This is a genomic window from Nocardia sp. NPDC051900 (genome assembly GCF_044452545.1).
Classification (GTDB): Bacteria; Actinomycetota; Actinomycetes; order Mycobacteriales; family Mycobacteriaceae; genus Nocardia; species Nocardia sichangensis.
Genome location: NZ_JBITBU010000002.1, coordinates 60,690 through 81,922 on the forward strand (window position 1 = coordinate 60,690; position 21,233 = coordinate 81,922).

The window sequence follows — 21,233 nt, forward strand, 5'->3', positions numbered from 1 at the left end:
CGGCCGAGCGATACGGCCGGGCGGAAACCGGTGTCAGCGGTTGGTGAACTTCGCCGGACGCTTCTCGACGAAGGCGCTCATGCCTTCCTTCTGATCCTCGATCGCGAACAGCGAGTGGAAGACTCGCCGTTCGAAGCGCAGCCCCTCGGCGAGCGTGGTCTCGAACGAGCGGTTCACCGCTTCCTTGGCGATCATGGTGACCGGCAGCGACATCCCCGCGATGGTCTCGGCGACCTCGAGGGCGGTGTCGAGCAGTTCCGCGGCGGGCACGATACGCGAGACCAATCCCGCCCGCTCGGCCTCATCCGCGTCCATGTTGCGGCCGGTGAGCACCAGATCCATGGCCTTGGCCTTGCCGATCGCGCGGGTCAGGCGCTGCGAGCCGCCGATGCCGGGGATGACGCCCAGCTTGATCTCCGGCTGCCCGAACTTGGCGGTGTCGGCCGCGAGCAGGATGTCGCAGATCATGGCCAGCTCACAACCGCCGCCCAGCGCGTAGCCCGCCACCGCCGCGATGGTGGGCTTGCGGAACTGCGCCAGCCGGTCCCAGCGGGCGAAGTAGTCGTTCAGGAACATGTCCATGTACGACTTGGGCTGCATCTCCTTGATGTCGGCGCCCGCCGCGAAGGCGCGCTCCGAACCGGTGATCACGATGGCCCCGATCTCGTCGTCGTGCTCGAGCTCGTCGAGCGCGGCGATGACGTCGTCGAGGACCTGCGCGTTCAGCGCGTTCAGCGCCTTCGGTCGGTTCAGCGTGATCCAGCCGACCCGGCCCTTGCGTTCCAGCAGAATCGTCTCGAAGCTCACTCGGCACCCTCTTGGTCGGAACGGTCACGGATATCGGTGACGATAGCCGAGAAGTCCCGTCCGGCATCCGTCTGGTTGAAACGGTCGTAGATCGTGGCGGCGAGCAATCCGAGCTGCCCGTCGACGTTGTTGTCGCGCAACGCGTTCGCGGCAAGGCCCAGGTCCTTCGACATGAGCGCCGTCGCGAAGCCGGGCTGGTAGTCGTTGTTGGCCGGACTGGTCGGCACCGGGCCGGGGACCGGGCAGTAGCTGGTCAGCGCCCAGCTCTGGCCGGAAGCCGTGGAGACCACGTCGAAGAAGGACTGATGGCTCAGGCCCAGCTTCTCGCCCAGCACCAGCGACTCCGACAGCGCGATCATGGACACGCCGAGCAGCATGTTGTTGCAGATCTTCGCCGCCTGGCCCACGCCGGAGCCGCCGCAGTGCACGACCTTGCCGCCCATCACCTCGAGCACCGGCAGCGCGTCGGCGAAGTCCGCGGCGGCGCCGCCGACCATGAAGGTCAGCGTGCCCGCCGCCGCGCCGCCGACACCACCGGAGACCGGTGCGTCCAGCGCGCGGTGCCCGGCGGCGGCGGCGCGTTCGGCCGCGACCTTGGCATCGGCCACGTCGATGGTGGAGCAGTCGATGAACAGCGTGCCCGGTGCTGCGACCGGAAGCAGCTCGGCGTACACGTCCAGGACGAGTTTGCCGTTGGGCAGCATGGTGATCACGGTCTCGGCCGCGGCGGCCTCGGTGGCCGCGTCCACCACGATCGCGCCGTCACGCCCGGCCTGCTCCCGCGCCGCGGGCACCGGGTCGAAGGCGAGCACCTCGTAGCCCGCCCGCACCAGGTTGGCCGCCATCGGCGCGCCCATGTGGCCGAGGCCGAGGAAACCGATTCGCTTGCTCATCACGCCACCTCCGGGGTCCGCAGACCCAGCTCTCGATCGCCCAACTCGGCGAAGTACGCGTCCACCTGCGCGTCCGTGACCGCATCGAGGGTCGCGGGCGACCATCGCGGATCACGATCCTTGTCGATCACCTGGGCACGAATGCCCTCGACCAGATCGTGCGACGACAGCGACGCGATGGACACCCGGTACTCCTCGTTCAGCACCGCCTCGAGACTCGGCGCGCTGCGCGCCGCCCGCAGCGAGCGCAGCGTCACCTTCAGCGCCACCGGGGATTTCGCCAGAATCTCGGTGGCCGCCGCCCGCGCGTCCGGCGCGTCGTGCGCTTGCAGCCGCGCGACGATCTCCTCCACGGAATCGGCTCCGTAGCAGACGTCGATCCAGTCCTGCCCGGCGGCCAGCGCGGATTCCGGTGCGTCCGTGGCGAATTTGGCGATCGCGATGTCGGCGCTCTCCGTGCGCAACGTCTCCAGCAGGGCGGGCAGATGCTCGGAGGCGACGAAGTAGTCCGCGAAGCCCGCGGCGATGGCATCGCCCGCGCTCATGCGGGCGGTGGTCAGCGCGACGTGCGTGCCGATCTCGCCCGGCGTCCGCGCGAGCAGGTAGGTGCCGCCGACGTCCGGGACGAACCCGATGCCCACCTCGGGCATGCCGATCTTGGACCGCTCGGTCACGACGCGGTGGCTGCCGTGGCCCGAGAGCCCGACACCGCCGCCCATCACGATGCCGTCCATGATCACCACGTACGGCTTCGGGTAGCGGCCGATCAAGGCGTTGAGGACGTACTCGTCGCGCCAGAACCGTCCGGTGGCCGAATCCGCCGTGTTAGCGCCGCTTTTCGCGTCGGCGTGGATGGCGACGATATCGCCGCCCGCGCACAGGCCGCGCTCCCCCGCACCGGTGACCACGACGGTGCGCACCGCGTCGTCCTCGGCCCACTCGCGCAACGCGTCGGTGATGGCGAGAGCCATCGAGTGGTTCAGCGCGTTGATGGCCTTCGGCCGGTTCAGCGTGATCAGGCCGAGCCCGTCGCGCTGTTCGAGCAATACTTCTGGTTCGCTCATGCTCTGTCCTTTCCGGCATGCGCGGGTCGTTGCGTGGTCACGCCGCGCTGCCTCTTCCAGGCCTGGCCGTTCATGCCGCTCCTACCAATGAGCGGGCGACGACCACCCGCATGATTTCGTTGGTGCCCTCGAGGATCTGGTGCACCCGCAGATCCCGGACGATCTTCTCCACGCCGTATTCGGTCAGGTAGCCGTAGCCGCCGTGCAGTTGCAGGGCCTTGTTGGCCACCTCGAAGCCCGCGTCGGTGGCGAAGCGCTTCGCCATGGCGCACAGCTCCACCTTGTCCGGCGCGTCGGCGTCCAGTGCCGCGGCGGCCCGCCACAGCAGCGTGCGGGCGGCCTCCAATTCGATGCGCATATCGGCGAGTTCGAATTGCAGCGCCGGATTCCGCAGCAGCGGCTTGCCGAACGCGTGCCGCTCGGCGAGATACGGCACCGTCTTGTCCAGCGCCGCCTGCGCGCCGCCGACCGAGCACGCGGCGATGTTGAGCCTGCCGCCGTTGAGCCCGTTCATCGCGATGCGGAAGCCGTCGCCCTCCGCGCCGAGCCGGTTGGCGGCCGGGACCCTGGCGTCGGAGAAGATCACCTGACGGGTCGGCTGCGCGTTCCAGCCCATCTTCTTCTCGTTGGCTCCGACGGAGATGCCGGGAGTGTCGGCGGGCACGATGAACGCCGAGATCCCGCGCGCTCCCGCGTCACTGGTCCGCGCCATGACGACGTAGACGTGCGTGGCGCCCGCGCCGGAGATGAACTGCTTGGCGCCGTTGAAGACGTAGTCGTCACCGTCGCGCACGGCCTTGGTGCTCAACGCCGCCGCGTCGGAGCCGACGCCGGGCTCGGTGAGCGCGTAGCTGGCCAGCAGTTCCATCGCGGTCAGCCGGGGCAGCCAGCGGTGACGCTGTTCGTCGTCGCCGTAGCGGTCGATCATCCACGTCGCCATGTTGTGGATGGAGATGTAGGCGGCGATGGCCGGGCAGCCGGTGGCCAGCTGCTCGAAGATGCGCACGGCGTCGAGCCTGCGCAGGCCCGAACCGCCCACGTCCTCGCGCACGTAGATACCGCCGAGGCCCAGCGGCCCCGCCTTGCGCAGCACGTCCACGGGAAAATGCTTCTGCTCGTCCCATTCCAGCGCGTTCGGGGCGAGGAATTCGTCGGCGAAGCCGCGCGCGGTGTCGCGGATCGCCTTCTCGTCGTCGTCGAGTGCGAACATCCGCGTCAGTCCATCGTCGGGATGACGAACGCGTTGCTCTCCTTCAGGCCCGCGGGCCAGCGCTGCGTCACCGTCTTGGTCTTGGTGTAGAAGCGGATCGAATCCGGACCGTGCTGGTTCAGGTCGCCGAAGCCGGAACGCTTCCAGCCGCCAAAGGTGTAGTAGGCGATCGGCACCGGGATCGGCACGTTGACGCCGACCATGCCGACCTGCACGCGCGCGGCGAAGTCGCGCGCGGTGTCGCCGTCCCGGGTGAAGATCGCGACGCCGTTGCCGTACTCGTGCTCGTTGGCCAGCCGCAACCCCTCCTCGTAGTCCTTGGCGCGGACCACGCTGAGCACCGGGCCGAAGATCTCCTCGCGGTAGATCCGCATCTCCGGGGTCACCTTGTCGAACAGCGTCGCGCCGACGAAGTAGCCGTTCTCGGCTCCCTCCACGACCAGGCCGCGGCCGTCCACCACCAGTTCGGCGCCCTCATCGACGCCGATCTGGACATAGTTGTTCACCCGGTTCACGCCGTCCTGACCGACCAGCGGGCCGTAGTCGGCGCCGGGATCGTCGGAGCGGCCGACGTTGAGCTTGTGCACCCGCTCGGTCAGCTTGGCCACCAGGCGGTCGGCGGTCTCCTCGCCGACCGGGACGGCCACCGAGATGGCCATGCAGCGCTCGCCCGCGGAACCGTAGCCCGCGCCGATCAGCTGATCGGCCACGTCGTCGAGGTCGGCGTCGGGCATGACGATCGCGTGGTTCTTCGCGCCGCCGAAGCACTGGGCGCGCTTGCCGTTCGCGGTGGCGGTCTCGTAGATGTACTGCGCGATGGGGGTGGAGCCGACGAAGCCGACGGCCTTGATGCGCGGATCGTGCAGCAGCGTGTCGACGGCTTCCTTGTCGCCGTTGACCACGTTGAACACACCGGCGGGCAGACCGGCCTCGAGGAACAGCTCCGCCAGCCGCAGCGGCACCGAGGGGTCCCGCTCGGAGGGCTTGAGCACGAACGCGTTGCCGGTGGCCAGCGCGGGACCGGCCTTCCACAGCGGGATCATGGCCGGGAAGTTGAAGGGCGTGATGCCCGCGACGACGCCGAGCGGCTGACGCATCGAGTACACGTCGATGCCGGTGCCCGCGCCCTGGGTGTATTCGCCTTTGAGCAGGTGTGGGATGCCGGTGGCGAACTCGATGACCTCCAGGCCGCGCTGGATGTCGCCCTTCGCGTCGGCGATGGTCTTGCCGTGCTCGGACGACAGCAGGGTGGCCAGCGAGTCCATCTCGTCCTGCACCAGGGTCAGGAACTTCATCAGCACACGCGCCCGCTTCTGCGGGTTGAACGCGGCCCATTGCGGCTGCGCCGCCTCGGCGTTCGCGATGGCCGCCTCGACCTCGGACTTGCTCGCCAGCGGCACCCGCGCCTGCACCCGGCCGAGGTTGGGATCGAAGACGTCGCCGAAGTTGCCGGAGGTGCCCGGCGCATGCTGTCCGCCGATGAAATGGGTGAGTTCGCGAACCATGCCAGTCCTGTTCTCGTAGCGATCGGGACACCGCGGAGCGGTATGCGGTCATCCTATAGTTGGACGTCCAAGTATTGACAGAGCGTCGGGCGTGATGTGATTCATCCCACGTGTCGACGGACGACCGGCGCGGGAGCCGCAGCCTTTTCGCCTTCTTCCCCACCGCGCGCGGATGGCCTACGCCTGCGATACCGGAACCGCGGGGTCGGCTTCCTTTTCCCGCCGTGGCCGCGCCAACCGGAACGCGCCCACCGCGAGCGTGATCGCGCCGATCGCCACGACCACCGCCGCGGCGCCGAGCGAGTCACCGGTCCATTCCGAGACCGCCTCCCCCGCCGCCACCGCGATGGCCACACCACCCCCGATGACGAGCACGGCCGAGCGCTGGGTCGCGTACAACGCGAAGCAGACCACCGCAATCACCGCGGTGATCCCGTAGGCCCAAGTCCGGCCGTCGATATCGAGACTCTGCGCGGCCGCGACGGAGGTGACGATCGCGATCAGGTATCCGACCCGGATATCGACCAGGGCGCCGATCCTGGTCAGCGCGAACCACCCCGCACCGAGCAGCAACACCGCCACGCAGGCCCACGTGTCGTCGAGACCGAACACCTCGGTCAGCATCCCCGCGACGGCCGCGGGCACGAAGCAGGCGCAGACGAGCATGCCGAGGACGGAGGGCAGCGCGAGATAACCGAGTACCGCGATCACCGCCCCCGCCGCGCATGCGAAAACCCAAGCGGCATCGGCCGCGTCGAGCGCGGTGCCGACGGATCCGGCCAGCGCGACCGAACCCAGCGCGAACAGCACGGCCGCCAACCTGTCGCGGGCGCTCAGCGCGCTCCTGCGGCCGGACGGCACCCCGGCGAGCACTACTCCGCCGAGCAGCAGGCCGGCCGCCACGACGGCGAGCACGCCGACCCGGACCGGCCGGTCGAGCGCGTCCCAGGACGAGGCCGCCACCAGGGCGATCCCGCCGAACACCAGACCGGCGCCGACGTACGCGGCGATCTCGGCGAGCACCTTCCCGCGCGCGGTCGCCGCGGCCCGCTCGACGGCCAGCGCCGCGAGCACCGCGTCGGCCTGGTCGCGAGTCAGCACGCCGTCGGCGACCAGCCGTCCGATCGCGGCTTCCGCTTTGCCGTCGCTCACCATGCGCCCAGTATGTCCGAGTCCGCCGCCATGACAACACGATCGGCCACGCGCACCGGTCGGCGCGGGGCCCGTCGTTCGAGGAAACCGAGCGCGCACGACCCGCCGCCATCGGCTGGCGGTGTGATCACAGTCACCGTAGAATTAGTTTGACGTCCTAGTATCGGGCGACAATGGAATCCCCGGAGGAATCCCAGTGGCCGACAGCAGCGCGCTCTACACGCCCACCCATCCCGTTCGCTTCGTCACCTCGGCGGCCCTGTTCGACGGGCACGACGCGGCGATCAACATCATGCGCCGCATCCTGCAGAGCCAGGGGGCGGAGGTGATCCATCTCGGTCACAACCGCTCGGTCAGCGAGGTGGTCGACGCCGTGCTCACCGAAGACGCCCAAGGCGTCGCCGTCAGCTCCTATCAGGGCGGCCACGTCGAGTACTTCGAATATCTCGCGGACGCCCTGCGGAAAGCCGGAGCCCAGCACGTGCGGATCTTCGGCGGTGGCGGTGGCGTGATCGTGGCGGAGGAGATCGCCCGACTGGCCGCGTCCGGCGTGACCATCTTCTCCCCCGAGGACGGACAGCGACTCGGCCTGCCCGGCATGATCAATCAGCTCATCCGCGCCTGCGACGTCGACCTCGCGGCCGAGCCGCCGGTGCTCGACGCGGTGCTCGCGGGCGAGCGCGCCGCCCTGGCGCGCGTCATCACCTGTCTGCAAGCGGACGCGCTGCCGGAGGCCGACCGGCGGAAACTGGCCGAGACCGCGGCGGCGCGAACCGTGCCGGTGCTCGGCATCACCGGCACGGGCGGCTCCGGAAAGTCCTCGCTCACCGACGAATTGGTGCGCAGGCTGCGCTCGGACCAGCAGGACAAGGTGCGGGTCGCGATCCTCGCGGTCGACCCGACCCGGCGGCGCGGGGGCGGCGCGCTGCTCGGCGACCGCATCCGCATGAACGCCCTCGACGGCGAACACGTCTTCTTCCGGTCGCTGGCCACCCGCGGCGGACACGAACTGCCCGACAACATCGATCTCATCGTGGCCGCCTGCAAGGCAGCGGGATACGACCTGGTCATCCTCGAAACGCCCGGCATCGGCCAGGGCGACGCCGCGGTGATCGACCACGTCGACGTGTCGATGTACGTGATGACGCCCGAGTTCGGCGCCGCCTCCCAGCTGGAGAAGATCGACATGCTGGACTACGCGGACGTGGTGGCGATCAACAAGTTCGAGCGCCGCGGCGGCGCGGACGCGCTGCGGGACGTGGCCAGGCAGCTGATCCGCAACCGCGAGGAGTTCCACGCCGCGCCGCAGGACATGCCGGTCTTCGGCACCAGCGCGGCGACGTTCAACGACGACGGGGTGACGGCGCTCTACCAGCACCTGACCGGCCTGCTCGCGAACCACGGCCTGCGGCTGGAGCCCGGCGCGCTGCCCCTGGTGGACACCCGCGCGTCCACCAGGTTCGCCCAGCTCATCCCGCCCGCACGGGTGCGCTACCTGGCCGAGATCGCCGAGACCGTGCGCGACTACCACGCCGAGACCGCCGCGCAGGTCGTCGCCGCGCAACGGCTGCAACGACTCGAGCAGGTGGCGCTCGAACTGCCGGACGACACCGCCGTGGCCGAACTGACCGAACGCGCCCGCGCCGACCTCACCTCCGCGAACGCCGCACTGCTGGCCGAGTGGCCCGCCCTCGCCGAGTCCTACCGCGGGGAAGAACAGGTGATCCGGGTGCGGGACCGGGAGATACACACGCCGCTGCGCCGGGAGACCCTGTCGGGCAACTCGATTCCGCGCGTCGCCCTGCCCCGCTTCACCGATCACGGTGAGCTGCTGCGTTTCCTGCGCGCCGAGCATCTGCCGGGGCGCTTCCCCTTCACCGCCGGAGTGTTCCCGTTCAAACGCGACAACGAGGACCCGGCCCGGATGTTCGCGGGTGAGGGCGATCCGTTCCGCACCAACCGCCGGTTCAAGGTGCTCAGCGAGCACTCCGAGGCGAAAAGGCTGTCCACGGCGTTCGATTCGGTCACGCTCTACGGGCACGATCCCGCCGAGCGGCCCGATATCTACGGCAAGGTCGGCACCTCCGGCGTGTCGATCGCCTCGCTCGACGACATGGAAGTGCTCTACGACGGTTTCGACCTGACCGCGCCGACCACCTCGGTCTCGATGACGATCAACGGTCCGGCGCCGACCATCCTGGCCTACTTCCTCAACACCGCGATCGATCAGGCGCTGGAACGCTTCACCGCGCAGCAGGGACGGCCGCCGACCGACGCCGAAGCGGCCGACCTGCGAGCCCGCACGCTGGCCACGGTGCGCGGCACGGTGCAGGCCGACATCCTCAAGGAGGACCAAGGCCAGAACACCTGCATCTTCTCCACCGAATTCAGCCTGCGCATGATGGCCGACATCCAGGAATGGTTCGTGCGCAACGGCGTACGCAATTTCTACTCGGTGTCGATCTCCGGCTACCACATCGCCGAGGCGGGCGCGAACCCGATCAGCCAGCTGGCCTTCACCCTGGCGAACGGATTCACCTATGTGGAGGCGTATCTCGCGCGCGGCATGCATATCGATGACTTCGCGCCGAACCTGTCCTTCTTCTTCTCCAACGGGATGGATCCGGAGTATTCGGTGATCGGCCGGGTGGCCCGCCGCATCTGGGCCGTGGCCATGCGGGACCGTTACGGCGCCAACGAGCGGTCGCAGAAGCTGAAGTACCACATCCAGACCTCCGGCCGGTCGCTGCACGCGCAGGAGATGAACTTCAACGACATCCGCACCACGTTGCAGGCGCTGATCGCGATCTACGACAACTGCAACAGCCTGCACACCAACGCCTACGACGAGGCGGTCACCACCCCGACCGAGGAATCGGTGCGGCGCGCGCTGGCCATCCAGCTGATCATCAACCGGGAGTGGGGCGTCGCGATGAACGAGAACCCGCTACAGGGCAGCTTCCTCATCGATGAGCTCACCGATCTGGTCGAGGAGGCGGTGCTCACCGAGTTCGAGCGGATCAGCGAACGCGGCGGCGTGCTCGGCGCGATGGAAACCGGTTATCAGCGCGGCAAGATCCAGGACGAGTCGATGCGCTACGAACAGCGCAAGCACGACGGGTCGCTGCCCATCATCGGGGTGAACACCTTCCGCAACTCCCACGAGGAGCCGCACCGGGAGCTGGAACTGGCGCGCGGCACCGAAGCGGAGAAGCAGTCGCAGCTGCGCCGGGTGCGCGAGTTCCAGCAGCGCAACCGGGACGCCGCCCATGCCGCGCTCGCCCGGCTCGAAGCGGTCGCCCGCACCGACGACAACATTTTCGAGGTCCTGATGGACGCCGCCCGCGTGTGCACGTTGCAGCAGATCACCGACACGTTCTTCACCGTCGGAGGTCAGTACCGCCGCAACGTGTGAGTCTTTTGCGCGCCGTGTTGAGTCCGCGCGCTCGGATTTCGAGCAGCCGTATGCCGGGTGGCCCGGTTCGCGCTCGCGGACCGGGTTCGCCCGCGGATCCGGCGGAACCCGCCGTGCCGACTCGGCGGGCGCGGATTCCGAACTCACCGCGCGCCGGGCATGTGACAATCGCCGAGCAAACCTTCGGCGCGGTTGGGGACGGCAGACATGGACCTCTCGGGAATCCGGATCATCGACGCACACATCCACCAGTGGGATCCGTTCGGCACACCCCGGGATTTCAGCGCCCTGGCGAAGCTGTTCCGGCTGTTGCCGGTCCCGGTGGACGCCGCGAAGCGCCTCGCGCCGCGCCGGGACCGGGAATTCGTCGGTGACCCGGCCGCCTACCTGCGGCCCTACCTTCCGTTCGACTACCGCGCCGACGCCGGGAACGCGCCGGTGGAGGTGGTCGCGCACATCGAAGTCGAATGGTCGCAACCGGGACCGCTCGGCAAAGCCGGGGAGACCGCCTGGGTGGCCGGGCTGCCGCTGGAAGCGGCGCCACGGCTCGGCGCTATCCTCGCGGGCGGCGATCCGGCCGACCCCCGGTTCGGGGAGCTCCTCGACGCGCACGCGGCCGCCTCGCCGCTGCTGCGCGGTATCCGCACCATGGTCGCCCACCATCCCGATCCCGGTGTTCGGTCGTTCACCGACGCGCCCGGCAAGCTCGCGACCAAGGAATTCCTGGACGGCTTCGCCCGGCTGGCCGAGCGCGGCCTGTCGTTCGAAGCCTGGGTGTATTCGCATGCCATTCCCGACGTCACCGCGCTGGCCGAACGCTATCCCGAAGTGCCGATCGTGCTGAACCACCTCGGCACGCCCGCGGGGATCTTCGGGGCGGTGGGCAAGCACACCGGCACCAATCCCGGGCTGCGCAGGCAGTTGCTGGTGCGGTGGCGCGACGATCTCGCCGCACTGGCCGCGCGCCCGAACGTGGTCGCGAAGGTGAGCGGGCTGATGATGCCGATCCTCGGCCATCCGATCCCGCCGCGCGGCACGCCGACGCCGGTGCCGCAGCTGCTCGACCGGATCGGTCCGCTGGTCGAACACGCCGTGGACGTCTTCGGCGCGGACCGTCTCATCTGGGGGTCGAACTTCCCGGTGGACAAGCCGGTCACCAGCATCGCGAACAGCATCGAGGCCATCGCGACCGCCGTCACCGGCCACGGCGGCGGCCCGACCGAACTCGAGCAGGTCTTCCGGACCACCGCGCAGCGGGTGTACCGGATCGCCGACTGAGCCGGTTGTTGGTGCCCGCCGCGCCGACCGCACGAACGAGTTCTGCGTGATCGTGCCCGCCAGCGGCACCGGTGAACTCGCGGGCATCACGGGCACGGGCGGCCTGCACGTGGACGCCGACGGCACGCACCACATCTGGTTCGACTACGAATTGGGTTGAGCCGCCCGAGCCAGTTGTGCGGTGAGGGTATCGCGGGCGGTCGCCAATGACGGCCCGTACCAGGTGAGGGCGCGGCCTGCCACCAGCGCGACCGGGATGTCCGGAAACGCTTCGGGCCCATCGGTTTCGGTGAAGACATAAGGTTCGTCGGGAAGCACCGCGAGGTCGACGCCTTCGATCAATTCGGCCGGTGTGACGCGGGGATATCGGTCGGGGCGATCGGCGTGCACCAGCCGCAGGCCCAAACGGCGAGCGATGTCCCCGGTGAAGGTGTTCCGTCCGACCACCATCCACGGGTCGCGCCAGACCGGGATGACGGCGGCGCGCGCCGGCTCGGGCGGTGGTGCGGCCCAAACGGATCGGGCCTCGGTGAGCCAGGCGGGCGAGTCGACGCCGAGCGCCTCCACGCAGAGCCGGGTTAGGGAGGCCATGGCCTCGTCGACGGTCTCTATCTCGGTCACCCACACCGGAATTCCCGCCGCGCGCAGGCGTTCGACGTCGAGGCGGCGATTCTCCTCCTTGTTGCACAGCACCAGGTCGGGGGCGAGTTCGACGATTCGGCGGACATCCGGGTTCTTGGTCCCCCGGACGCGCTCGACCGCGAGATCGTCTGGGTGCGTGCACCATCGCGTGGCGGCGACGAGGACTTCCGGACAGGTGCGCGCCACCGCCTCGGTCAGCGACGGAACGAGCGACACCACCCGACGCGGAGGTGTGCGGAGATCCACCGGAGTACCGAGGTCGTCTCGGGGCGACCCGGCCGCTGGGCTCTTTCCTGCCACGCTGTCAGCCTATAACAGATGATTCACGCAGGTCAGTGGCCTTTCTGGACGAAGCGAGACCAGCCGCGACGATCGGGCCACGCCGGGAGATATGCGGCAAGTGCGGTGCAAGGGCAGCATCCGGGCGTGGCTGGGGCAGTTCCGCGCGGGGTTGAGCGGCGCGACACTGAATAACGGCACCCGGCGTCGGGAAGTCTCCGGTCCCTTCGCTCCGCCGGTATCGATCCCGCCCCGACAGACCGGCGGTAACCGACAGCCCCGATGCTGGGTGCCAACCAACGTCAGCGGTCGAACCGCCGATAGAGCGCGGTGAGATCGCGCAGACCGGTCGCGGCAATCGTCTCGTCCGCCGAGGTCATCCGCAGCGCCTTACGGAGCAGCAGCGGATCCAAATCCTCCGGCGCCGCCCGGAATTCGACCGTGGGCAAGTCCGGCAGCGAAACGCGCTCACCGTACGGATCGTCGGAAACGGTGGGTCTCGGCTCGCGTTCGATGCCCCCGATCAGCGTGTCCAGGTCGAGTCCGCGCAGGGTCAGGATCTCGCGCGGGTGTTCGTCGAGCCGCTCGGCCAGCAGGTAGCAGACCGCCGCCACGTGCTTGCACGGCCAGCCCGGGTCCGGGCAGCTGCAGGTGAAATCCAGGTCCGCCGCGGTGCTCGGCAGCAGCAGCGGCCCCAGCCCGGTGGGCAACGCGCCCGAGGCGATCTCGGCGAGCATGCCCGGCGCCGAGCGAATGGTCTCGATGAGCAACTCGAGTTCGTCCTCGCGCAGCGGGCGCACGGTGAACACCGCCGTGAACGGACGCGGTTGGCTGCCCTGCACTTCCGCCGTCACCGCGCCCGGCTCGATCCGGTAGTTCACCACCTGGCCGGATCTGGCGTAGTTGCGACCGCGCGCCAGCCGCCCCGGCTCCGCCATTCGCTCGACCGATTCCACCAGCGCCCTGCCCCACCAGGTGCGCCCGAAACCGCCTCGTCTGCTACGGGCTTCCACTCCGCCGCGCACCGGCAGCTTCTTCCCGTACTCGGAGTAGTCGATGAACGGACTCATTCGCCCACCGCCGCCGCACCCAGGGCGAACAAGTCGCGCAATTCGTCGGTGCTCAGTTCGGTGATCCAGTTCTCCCCCGCGCCGACCGCCAGATCGGCGAGCTGCCGCTTGCCGTTGATCATCTCGTCGATCCGCTCTTCGATCGTGTCCACGCACACCAGCTTGCGCACCTGCACGTTGCGCTGCTGGCCGATCCGGAAGGCACGGTCGGTGGCCTGGTTCTCCACCGCGGGATTCCACCAGCGATCCAGGTGGACCACGTGATTGGCGGCGGTGAGATTGAGCCCGGTGCCACCCGCCTTGAGCGACAACAACATCAGCGGCGGTCCGTCCGGCGCCTGGAAGCCGGTGACCATCGCGTCGCGCTTCTTCTTCGGCACGCCGCCGTGCAGGAACGGGATCGCCGCGCCGAACCGCTCGGCCAGATAGGGCGCGACCAGCTCGCCGAATTCCCGGAATTGGGTGAACAGCAGCGCCTTCTCACCGTCGGCCAGCACCGCGTCCACCACGTCCTCGACGAGAGCGAGCTTGCCGGAGCGATGTGCCCCTCGGTGCAGCACACTCGACCCGTCGCCCAGGAAATGCGCGGGATGGTTGCACACCTGCTTGAGCCGGGTGAGCGCACCGAGCACGGCGCCCTTGCGCGCCATGCCCTTCGCGTCCTTGATCTTGGCCAGCATGTCGTCCACGACCGCCTGGTACAGCGAGGCCTGCTCGACGGTGAGGTTGGCCCGCACGGTCATCTCCAGCTTCTCGGGCAGGTCGCTGATCACCGTGGGGTCGGTCTTCACCCGGCGCAGCACGAACGGCTGGGTCAGCCAGCGCAGGCGACTGATCGCGTTCTGGTCGCGCTCGCGTTCGATCGGCACCGCGAAGCGGGCGCGGAAGGACTGCGGACTGCCGAGGACTTTCGGCATCGCGAAATCCATGATGGAACGCAGCTCTTCCAACCGGTTCTCCACCGGAGTGCCGGTGAGCGCCAATCGATGTCGCGCGCGCAGCGACCGCGCCGCCCGAGCCTGCCGCGTCCCCGCGTTCTTGATGTGCTGCGCTTCGTCCAGTACGACGCGGTCCCAGTGCTGTCTGCCGAGTTCCCCGGCGTCGCGCGCCAGCAGCGCGTAGGTGGTGATCACCAGATCTGCGCCGGCGACCGCCTCGTCGAGTTCGGCGCCCGCCCGCCGGCCCGCGCCGTGATGCACCCACACCCGCAGGTCGGGCGCGAACCGCTCCGCCTCGCGCTGCCAGTTGCCGACCACCGACATCGGGCACACCAGCAAGGTCGGGCCCGGCGGCGGCTCGGACGTCGCGTTCTCGCGCTCGTGCACCAGCAGGGCGAGCACCTGGACAGTCTTGCCGAGTCCCATGTCGTCGGCCAGGATCGCCCCGCAACCCATCCGGCTCATGGTCGCCAGCCAGGCCAGGCCGCGTTCCTGGTAGGGGCGTAGCTCGGCCTTCAACCCGACGGGCGCGGCGACCGCTTCCGGCTGCCGAGCGCGGTCGAGCAGGTCCCCTGCCCAGCCCGAGGCGGTGACTTCGGTGATCGGCACCTGGGGCACCCGGGAGACCGCGATCTCGCCGAGCATGTCCGCGAAAGTGATCGGCGAGTCGTCGGCGTGCGCGGCGACGTACTTGGCCGCGGCGGCCAGCGCCTTGTGATCGGCTTGCACCCACTGACCGCGTAACTGGACGAGATCGGATTTGGCGCGCACCAGGCGTTCCATCTCGGCCGTGGTCAGCACCATGCCGCCGAGCGCGAGTTCCCAGCGGTAGGACACCAGGCCGCGCAGACCGACCGTGCTCTCCGCGGCGGGCACCGCGCTCTCCACCCGCAACCGCATGCTCGGTTCGGCGACACTCCAGGCGCGCGGGAGCAGCAGTTGGACCCCCACCGCATGCAGGGCGTGCACGCCGTGCGCGACCAGGTCGAGCACCACTTCGGTGGGCAACAGCAGATCCATGCTGCGCGGATCGCTCGGCAGGTCACGCAGCCTCGGATACGCCCGCTTGGCCGCGCCGAGTTTGTCCACCGCGATCCGGACCAGATTCGGGTCCTCGTGCAGCGGAACGGTTCTGGGCGCCTCACCGGTGAGCCGCAGGCACACCTCCAGCCGCCACAACGCCACCGACTCGTCGGCGAGGCCGAGTTCGCCGTCCGGTTCCAGCAGACGCAGCACCAATTCCGGCTCGTCACCGGTCAGGCTGGCCCGCCAGCCCTCCAGCACTTCGGCGACCTGATAGCTGCCGTTGTCCAGCGGAATGTCGCCGACCAGGGCGGCCACCAGGGGATGCGGCGAGTCCGGCAGGTCGGCCAGTGACCGCGCGATCGGGTCGGTGAGTTCGGTGACCAGGTCCTCGAGCAGCGCTGCCGGACGGCCGGCCACCCGCAGCGCCTCCGGCATGGCGACCGTCAGCTCGGCCAGCCAAGCCCGCTGCCGCTCCCCGCCGACCAGCCGCCAGCGCACCCACCACTGGCCGTCCTCCCTGCGCAGGGCCGGCACGACACGCCCGGCGCACACCCAACGTTCGATGCCGCTTGCGACATGCGCCAGATACCGCAGATCCCCCGCCACCAGGTCGGCGGGCAACCGCTGCCGGAGGGCCTCCGCTGCCGCGACCGGGGCCAGCGCGTGCGCGCGGACCTGCTCGGTCCCGGCGATCCCGCGCTCGACGACCAGGACCTCGGCCCGGTGCCGGAACTTCGACGCGCGCAGCACGCTGCCCAGCGGATCCGGAAGCTCGGCGGACGTCGCGGCGACCGGCGAGTCGTGCCAGAGCAGCAACCCGGCACCCGGCGACCACAGTCCGTGCAGCATCACCCCATCCAAGCAGGCGGGTGCGACACGGCCGCGCACACCGTGCCCGGACCGTTGTGGATTTCTGCGCCCAACCGGCACATACTGGAATATCCGCAGGTCATCGCAGAACAACCGCAGCTTGGTGTCAAGGAAGCGGAGGAAGCAGCATGACGATTCTGCTCCAGGTTCTCGAGCAGAGCTTCACACCGACGACCACGTGGGAACGGCGCAAATTCACCTTCGTGCATGCCGACAAGATCGTCGGCATGCGGCTCGACGGGCAGTGCGGCGTGTGGCTGGACCTGTCGCGCCCCGGTGAATCCCAGCGGCTGGCCCGCACCACCGACCCGCGCGAGGCGATCACGTTCCTGCTCACCACCTTCGCGAAGATCGCCGAATGCGAGGAGCGCGGCGGCTCGTGGGTGATCGGGCACGACGGATCGCATATCGAGTCGATCGCGGCCACCCGGTTCCCGCCCCGGGCGAGCGAGGTCGTCGACGACGATCTCCTGGCCCGGGCCTGGCTGTAAGGCGTCAGTTACCCGTCGCGACCGGCCGTTTCGGATCGTTCGACCACTGCGACCACGACCCGGGATACAAGGCCGCCTCCACGCCCGCGATGGCGAGCGCGGCGACCTGGTGCGCCGCTGTCACACCGGAACCGCAGTACACGGCCACCGGCCCGGATCCGAAATCGGCGAAGCGGTCGCGCAGTTCCGCGACGGCGCGGAAGCGCCCGTCCGCGTCGAGATTGTCGGCGGTCGGAGCGCTCAGCGCGCCGGGGATGTGCCCGGCGCGGGGGTCGACCGGCTCCACGTCGCCGCGGAAGCGCTCGCCCGCCCTGGCGTCCAGCAGCACGCCCTCCCAGCGGGCCGCCGCGTCGGCGTCGATCACGGGCAGATGACCGGGACGCACTTCGACATCGCCCGGCTCGGGGTCGGGTTCCGCGCCGGTCGCGACGGACCCGCCCGCGTCGATCCAGGCGGGCAGCCCGCCGTCGAGGATGCGCACGTCCGCGACACCCGCCCAGCGCAGCAGCCACCAGGCGCGCGCGGCGGCCATGCCGCCGGTGGCGTCGTAGACCACCACGGGGTCGCCCTCGCACAGGCCCCAGCTGCGCGCGCACTTCTCCAGTTGCGCGGGCTCCGGCAGCGGATGCCTGCCGCGCGCGGGTGACGGCGGCGCGGCCAGCTCGGTTTCCAGGTCGACGAACACCGCGCCGGGAACGTGGCCGGCGAGATAGTGCTGCGGCCCGTCCGGATCGCCCAGCGCCCATCGCACATCCAGCAGGCGAAGCCGCTTGTCCGGCAACGCTTCCCGAAGCTCCTCCGGTGAGATCAGTACCGCGCTCAACTCAGCTCCTCGTCCCGAATCGCGTCCTCGCGCACCGACTCCCCACCCTACGCACCCGAATGTGCCGATGTCGCCGAACACTCCCGCCCCGTGCCGCACACCAGCTCGAGTCAGTCCAGTTTCGGGGCACTGGCAGGCGACACGCGTCCGTGACCAGCGGCAATATCCGACCGGTGTCGAACGTATCCACCACCGAGACCACCGCGACGCGGGAACCCGAACGGGCGCGAGCGGGGCTGGCGCCGCCACTGGGCGCGGGCGTGGTGACGGCCCTGGTCGGATTCACCAGCTCGTTCGCCGTGGTGCTGAGCGGATCGACCGCGGTCGGGGCGAGCGCCGCGCAGGCCGCGTCGGGTCTGCTGGCGCTCTGCGTCACCCAGGCGATCGGCATGATGGCGCTGAGTTACCGCTACCGCATGCCGATCACGCTGGCCTGGTCCACACCTGGCGCGGCGCTGCTGGCCGGGACGGGCGCGGTGGCGGGCGGCTGGCCCGCCGCGATCGGAGCGTTCGTGGTGACGGGGGCGCTGATCGTCGTCACCGGACTCTGGCAACGGCTGGGCGCGCTGGTCGCGGCGATCCCGGTGGAGATAGCGCAGGCCATGCTGGCGGGGGTGTTGCTGCCGTTGTGCCTGGCGCCGGTGCGTGCGGTGCAGACGAGTCCGGCGGTGGTGGCGCCGGTGATCCTGGTCTGGCTCGTGCTGCAACGATATGCCCAGCGTTGGGCGGTAATCGCGGCCTTTGTCACCGCGGCGGTAGCCGCCGGCGTGAGCATCGTCGTGCAGCACCGTCATCTCGACGTCGGCGCGATGGCTCCGCGACTGGAACTGACGCTGCCGCACTGGAGCTGGCAGGCGCTGATCGGCGTCGCGATCCCGCTCTACATCGTCACCATGGCCTCGCAGAACATCCCTGGCACCGCGGTGCTGGCCTCGTTCGACTACCGGGTGCCATGGCGCGCGGCGATGACGGTCACCGGTCTCGGCACCATAGTCGGAGCGCCCGCGGGCGGGCACACGATCAATCTCGCCGCCATCAGCGCCGCGCTCGCGGCGGCCCCCACGGCGCATCCGGACCCGAAGCGGCGCTGGATCGCGGCATTCACCGCGGGCGCGATGTACCTGCTGCTCGCGCTGGGCTCGGCCGCCGTGGTCACGCTGATCGCGACCGCCCCGGCCGGAACCCTGGAAACAGTGGCCGGCCTGGCCCTGCTGGCGACCCTGGGCGCGGCCCTCGGCGCGGCGCTGCGCTCCGAACACCGCGAAGCCGCCGTGGTGACCTTTCTGATCGCCGCCTCCGGGGTCGGCTTCGCGGGGATCGGCGCCGCCTTCTGGGCGCTACTCGCCGGGCTCGTGGTGCGCAAAGTGCTGCGTCAGCCGCGATGAGCGCAGCCGGACGACGCCCACCACCGGCCCCCAGACCGAGCAAAGGCGAGGTAGGCGCGCGATGAGCGCAGCGGACGGACTCTGATCACAGCGCTCACCCGGGCGAGCAACGGTGCGGCAGCCGCCCGATAGACGCAGCCGAACGACGTCCGTCCCCTGCCCACGCTGCGGCGAGCAATGCCGAGCCAGCTGCTCGATGGCAGCCGGACGCAGTCCGTCCACGACCCGCACCGGACCGAGCGAAGGCGAGGCAGCTGCACAATAGGCGCAGCCGGACGCAGTCCGTCCGCAGCCCGCACCGGGCCGAGCGAAGGCGAGGCAGCTGCTCAGGCCTGGAGCGCGGCCTGGAAGCGCCGCATGCCGTCGATCCAGCGGTCGTAGTCGGAGCCCTTGTGGCGGTACATCTTCAGCACCTCGGGGTGCGGCAGGATCAGGAAGTGCTCGTCGGCCACCCCGGCGAGCACGATGTCGGCGACCTCCTCCGGGGACAGCACCTCGCCCGCGCTGGTGACGGCCTTCACCGCGAGTTGCGCCTCGGCGGCGTGCTCCGGCGGAACAAGGCCGCCGCGCAGCAGCCGCGTATCCACACCCATCGGGCACACGCAACTCACCCGCACTCCGCGGTCGCCGTAGGTGACCGACAGCCATTCCGCGAAACCGACGGCCGCGTGCTTGGACACCGCGTAGGGGGCCGAGCCGAGCTGGGTGAGCAACCCTGCCGCCGACGCCGTGCCGACGAAATAACCACCACCACGGGACAGCCACCCGGGGACGAGCAGCCGCGCGGCGCGGACGTGGGCCATCACGTTGACCTCGAGCGCCGCCGCCCATTGCTCGTCGGTGCTGTCCAGACCCGCGCCGCCGCCGATGCCCGCGTTCGCGAAGTACAGGTCGACCCGCCCGAACTGCGCCTCGGCGCGCTCGATCAACGCGCGGATCACCGCCTCGTCGGCCACGTCTCCGCCGACGGCGACGGCATCCGCCCCGAGAGACTCCGCGACCCGCGCCGCGCTCACACCGTCGAGGTCGGCGAGCACCACGCGCGCACCGGCGGCGACGAGCCGGGCGGCCAATGCCGCCCCGATCCCCGCGCCCGCCCCCGTGACAATGGCAACTTTGCCCGAAATCTCCATCCCCGCACCCTAACGGGACATCACCGGTCTTCCGCCGGGAAGCCCGCGACCACCTCGTAGAGCTGCGGATGCGCGGTGGCGAACCCGGGCGCGGCGGCGAGCCGCCGCTGAAACGCCGGATTCTCCGTCGCGCTGCGCCACGCGGCGGCGCTGTCCCAGTGCGCCACGTTCACCGCCGTGTACCGCGCGGCGGGGTCGAGCGCACGGTGCAGGCGATTGTCGCGGAAGCCGGGGGCCGCGCTCATCAGCTCGGCCCTGGTGCGCCAGTGGGCCAGGAATTCCTCGAAGTGTTCGGCGGGCAGTTCGAAGACGTTGACGAAGGTGATGCCGGGTCCGTCCGAGTACACAGCGGAGCGATATTCGGCGGCGACCCGGTACTCGCTGCCGACGACCTCGGCCTTGGCGCCGGCGGCTCGGGCCGACGCGCGGAACGCGGAGTCGCGCAGCGCCGCGTCCCTGGCGGCGACGCTGTCCCACTCCGCAACCATGACCAACGGCAGCGGCGCGTCGGCGGAGGTCGCGCGGTGCATATGGGCGGAACGGAAGCCCGGTGCCCGGCTGACCTTCCCGGCGCGCTCGCGCCACTGCGCGATGTACTCGTTCGCCCCGTCGAGCGGCAGCCGGATGGTATCGATCACGGTCATTCCGTCATGCGTCATGCCGCCATCCTGAAACCTCGATCGCACTCGAGGTCAAGGATATTCAGCCCGATTTCGCCAAGCGGTCGAGCAATGGGGCGGTACGCGGACCGACCAGCTCGCGCATCACCAGCGCCATGTTCGTCCGCTCGACGCCGGGGATCTTGAGGATCTGCCCGGCGATGCGATACAGGTCGTCGGCGTCCTGCGCGACCACCCGCACGGTGAGATCGGTGAGTCCGGTCATGCCGCAGACCTCGGTCACCTCGGGCACCTCGGCCAGTTCGTCCACCACCGAATCCAGCCGGTGCTGGTCCACGACGACCGCGACGAACGCCGCGAGCGGATAGCCGAGCGCGCGCGGCTCGACGCGCCGCTCGAAGCTGCCCAGCACGCCACCGGCCTCCCAGCGGGACAAGCGAGCCTGCACGGTGTTGCGGGACAGGCCGAGCCGAGTAGCCAGCTCGACACCTGTCGCCCGGGGATTGGCGACCAGTTCCAATAACAGCCTGGCGTCGGTGGCGTCCAGGCTCACGCCGGCGGTTTCTCTGGTCATACCACGCAGTATGACACCACGGCGCGGGTCGCAATTGAGCATTCTGCCCATCCCGCGG

18 protein-coding genes are annotated in these 21,233 nt (G+C 69.9%); 5 read left to right on the forward strand and 13 right to left on the reverse strand.

Annotation, left to right across the window (positions count from 1 at the left end; translation table 11 throughout):
• Positions 1 to 33: 33 nt before the first annotated feature.
• From ACIA5H_RS02990 to ACIA5H_RS03015, 6 genes are all read right to left on the reverse strand, one after another.
• Complete coding sequence (locus ACIA5H_RS02990) at positions 34 to 807, reverse strand: enoyl-CoA hydratase (RefSeq protein WP_379252154.1); 774 nt, start codon at positions 805 to 807, stop codon at positions 34 to 36.
• Entirely contained in the window at positions 804 to 1,700 is an 897-nt protein-coding gene (gene mmsB, locus ACIA5H_RS02995; RefSeq protein WP_397073536.1) for a 3-hydroxyisobutyrate dehydrogenase, read from the reverse strand. Before mmsB ends, ACIA5H_RS02990 begins: the two co-directional genes overlap by 4 nt.
• Positions 1,700 to 2,764 (reverse strand): enoyl-CoA hydratase/isomerase family protein, encoded by a 1,065-nt coding sequence (locus tag ACIA5H_RS03000; protein ID WP_397073538.1) that lies wholly within the window; start codon positions 2,762 to 2,764, stop codon positions 1,700 to 1,702. Before ACIA5H_RS03000 ends, mmsB begins: the two co-directional genes overlap by 1 nt.
• A gap of 70 nt (positions 2,765 to 2,834) precedes the next feature.
• Complete coding sequence (locus ACIA5H_RS03005; protein ID WP_397073540.1) at positions 2,835 to 3,974, reverse strand: acyl-CoA dehydrogenase family protein; 1,140 nt, start codon at positions 3,972 to 3,974, stop codon at positions 2,835 to 2,837.
• A 5-nt stretch (positions 3,975 to 3,979) separates the two neighbouring features.
• Positions 3,980 to 5,479, reverse strand: a complete 1,500-nt coding sequence (locus ACIA5H_RS03010) for a CoA-acylating methylmalonate-semialdehyde dehydrogenase (protein WP_397073542.1) — start codon at positions 5,477 to 5,479, stop codon at positions 3,980 to 3,982.
• 177 nt (positions 5,480 to 5,656) lie between these two features.
• Positions 5,657 to 6,634 (reverse strand): DUF2157 domain-containing protein, encoded by a 978-nt coding sequence (locus ACIA5H_RS03015; protein ID WP_397073544.1) that lies wholly within the window; start codon positions 6,632 to 6,634, stop codon positions 5,657 to 5,659.
• 193 nt (positions 6,635 to 6,827) lie between these two features.
• On the opposite strand from ACIA5H_RS03015, the gene icmF reads away from it, so the two are divergent.
• The 3 genes from icmF to ACIA5H_RS03030 all read left to right on the forward strand — a co-directional run bounded on the left by icmF (position 6,828) and on the right by ACIA5H_RS03030 (position 11,484).
• Positions 6,828 to 10,046, forward strand: coding sequence for a fused isobutyryl-CoA mutase/GTPase IcmF (gene icmF / locus ACIA5H_RS03020; RefSeq protein ID WP_397073546.1), 3,219 nt, complete (start codon positions 6,828 to 6,830; stop codon positions 10,044 to 10,046).
• A 207-nt stretch (positions 10,047 to 10,253) separates the two neighbouring features.
• A complete protein-coding gene (locus ACIA5H_RS03025) occupies positions 10,254 to 11,324 on the forward strand; it encodes an amidohydrolase family protein (protein ID WP_397073548.1) in 1,071 nt (356 codons plus the stop codon).
• A gap of 46 nt (positions 11,325 to 11,370) precedes the next feature.
• Positions 11,371 to 11,484, forward strand: a complete 114-nt coding sequence (locus ACIA5H_RS03030; protein ID WP_379252146.1) for a DUF3224 domain-containing protein — start codon at positions 11,371 to 11,373, stop codon at positions 11,482 to 11,484.
• On the opposite strand, the gene ACIA5H_RS03035 is transcribed toward ACIA5H_RS03030, so the two are convergent.
• The 3 genes from ACIA5H_RS03035 to ACIA5H_RS03045 all read right to left on the reverse strand — a co-directional run bounded on the left by ACIA5H_RS03035 (position 11,469) and on the right by ACIA5H_RS03045 (position 16,128).
• Complete coding sequence (locus ACIA5H_RS03035) at positions 11,469 to 12,266, reverse strand: helical backbone metal receptor (protein ID WP_397073551.1); 798 nt, start codon at positions 12,264 to 12,266, stop codon at positions 11,469 to 11,471. The two genes, ACIA5H_RS03030 and ACIA5H_RS03035, sit on opposite strands and share 16 nt — an antisense overlap.
• A 281-nt stretch (positions 12,267 to 12,547) precedes the next feature.
• The gene (locus ACIA5H_RS03040; RefSeq protein ID WP_397073553.1) at positions 12,548 to 13,315 is read right to left on the reverse strand and encodes an SWIM zinc finger family protein; all 768 of its coding nucleotides are present in this window, start codon (positions 13,313 to 13,315) and stop codon (positions 12,548 to 12,550) included.
• Positions 13,312 to 16,128 (reverse strand): DEAD/DEAH box helicase, encoded by a 2,817-nt coding sequence (locus tag ACIA5H_RS03045; RefSeq protein ID WP_397073555.1) that lies wholly within the window; start codon positions 16,126 to 16,128, stop codon positions 13,312 to 13,314. Before ACIA5H_RS03045 ends, ACIA5H_RS03040 begins: the two co-directional genes overlap by 4 nt.
• Positions 16,129 to 16,277: 149 nt before the next feature.
• Here ACIA5H_RS03045 and ACIA5H_RS03050 point away from each other — a divergent pair, with 149 nt between their 5' ends.
• Positions 16,278 to 16,640, forward strand: coding sequence for a hypothetical protein (locus tag ACIA5H_RS03050; protein WP_355073623.1), 363 nt, complete (start codon positions 16,278 to 16,280; stop codon positions 16,638 to 16,640).
• A 4-nt stretch (positions 16,641 to 16,644) separates the two neighbouring features.
• On the opposite strand, the gene ACIA5H_RS03055 is transcribed toward ACIA5H_RS03050, so the two are convergent.
• Positions 16,645 to 17,451 carry a sulfurtransferase gene (locus ACIA5H_RS03055; protein WP_379252187.1) on the reverse strand — a complete coding sequence of 269 codons (807 nt, stop codon included), beginning with the start codon at positions 17,449 to 17,451 and terminating at the stop codon, positions 16,645 to 16,647.
• A 248-nt stretch (positions 17,452 to 17,699) separates the two neighbouring features.
• Here ACIA5H_RS03055 and ACIA5H_RS03060 point away from each other — a divergent pair, with 248 nt between their 5' ends.
• Positions 17,700 to 18,848 (forward strand): benzoate/H(+) symporter BenE family transporter, encoded by a 1,149-nt coding sequence (locus tag ACIA5H_RS03060; protein ID WP_397073979.1) that lies wholly within the window; start codon positions 17,700 to 17,702, stop codon positions 18,846 to 18,848.
• Positions 18,849 to 19,174: 326 nt separating this feature from the next.
• Here ACIA5H_RS03060 and ACIA5H_RS03065 read toward each other — a convergent pair whose 3' ends face one another.
• Genes ACIA5H_RS03065 through ACIA5H_RS03075 form a run of 3 tightly spaced genes read right to left on the reverse strand, consistent with a single transcriptional unit; the run spans position 19,175 to position 21,175 of the window.
• Positions 19,175 to 19,981 (reverse strand): SDR family oxidoreductase, encoded by an 807-nt coding sequence (locus tag ACIA5H_RS03065; protein ID WP_397073557.1) that lies wholly within the window; start codon positions 19,979 to 19,981, stop codon positions 19,175 to 19,177.
• 20 nt (positions 19,982 to 20,001) lie between these two features.
• Complete coding sequence (locus ACIA5H_RS03070) at positions 20,002 to 20,640, reverse strand: antibiotic biosynthesis monooxygenase family protein (RefSeq protein WP_397073559.1); 639 nt, start codon at positions 20,638 to 20,640, stop codon at positions 20,002 to 20,004.
• 43 nt (positions 20,641 to 20,683) lie between these two features.
• On the reverse strand, positions 20,684 to 21,175 hold the full coding sequence (locus ACIA5H_RS03075) for an Lrp/AsnC family transcriptional regulator (protein WP_355073615.1): 492 nt from the start codon (positions 21,173 to 21,175) through the stop codon (positions 20,684 to 20,686).
• Positions 21,176 to 21,233 lie beyond the last annotated feature (58 nt).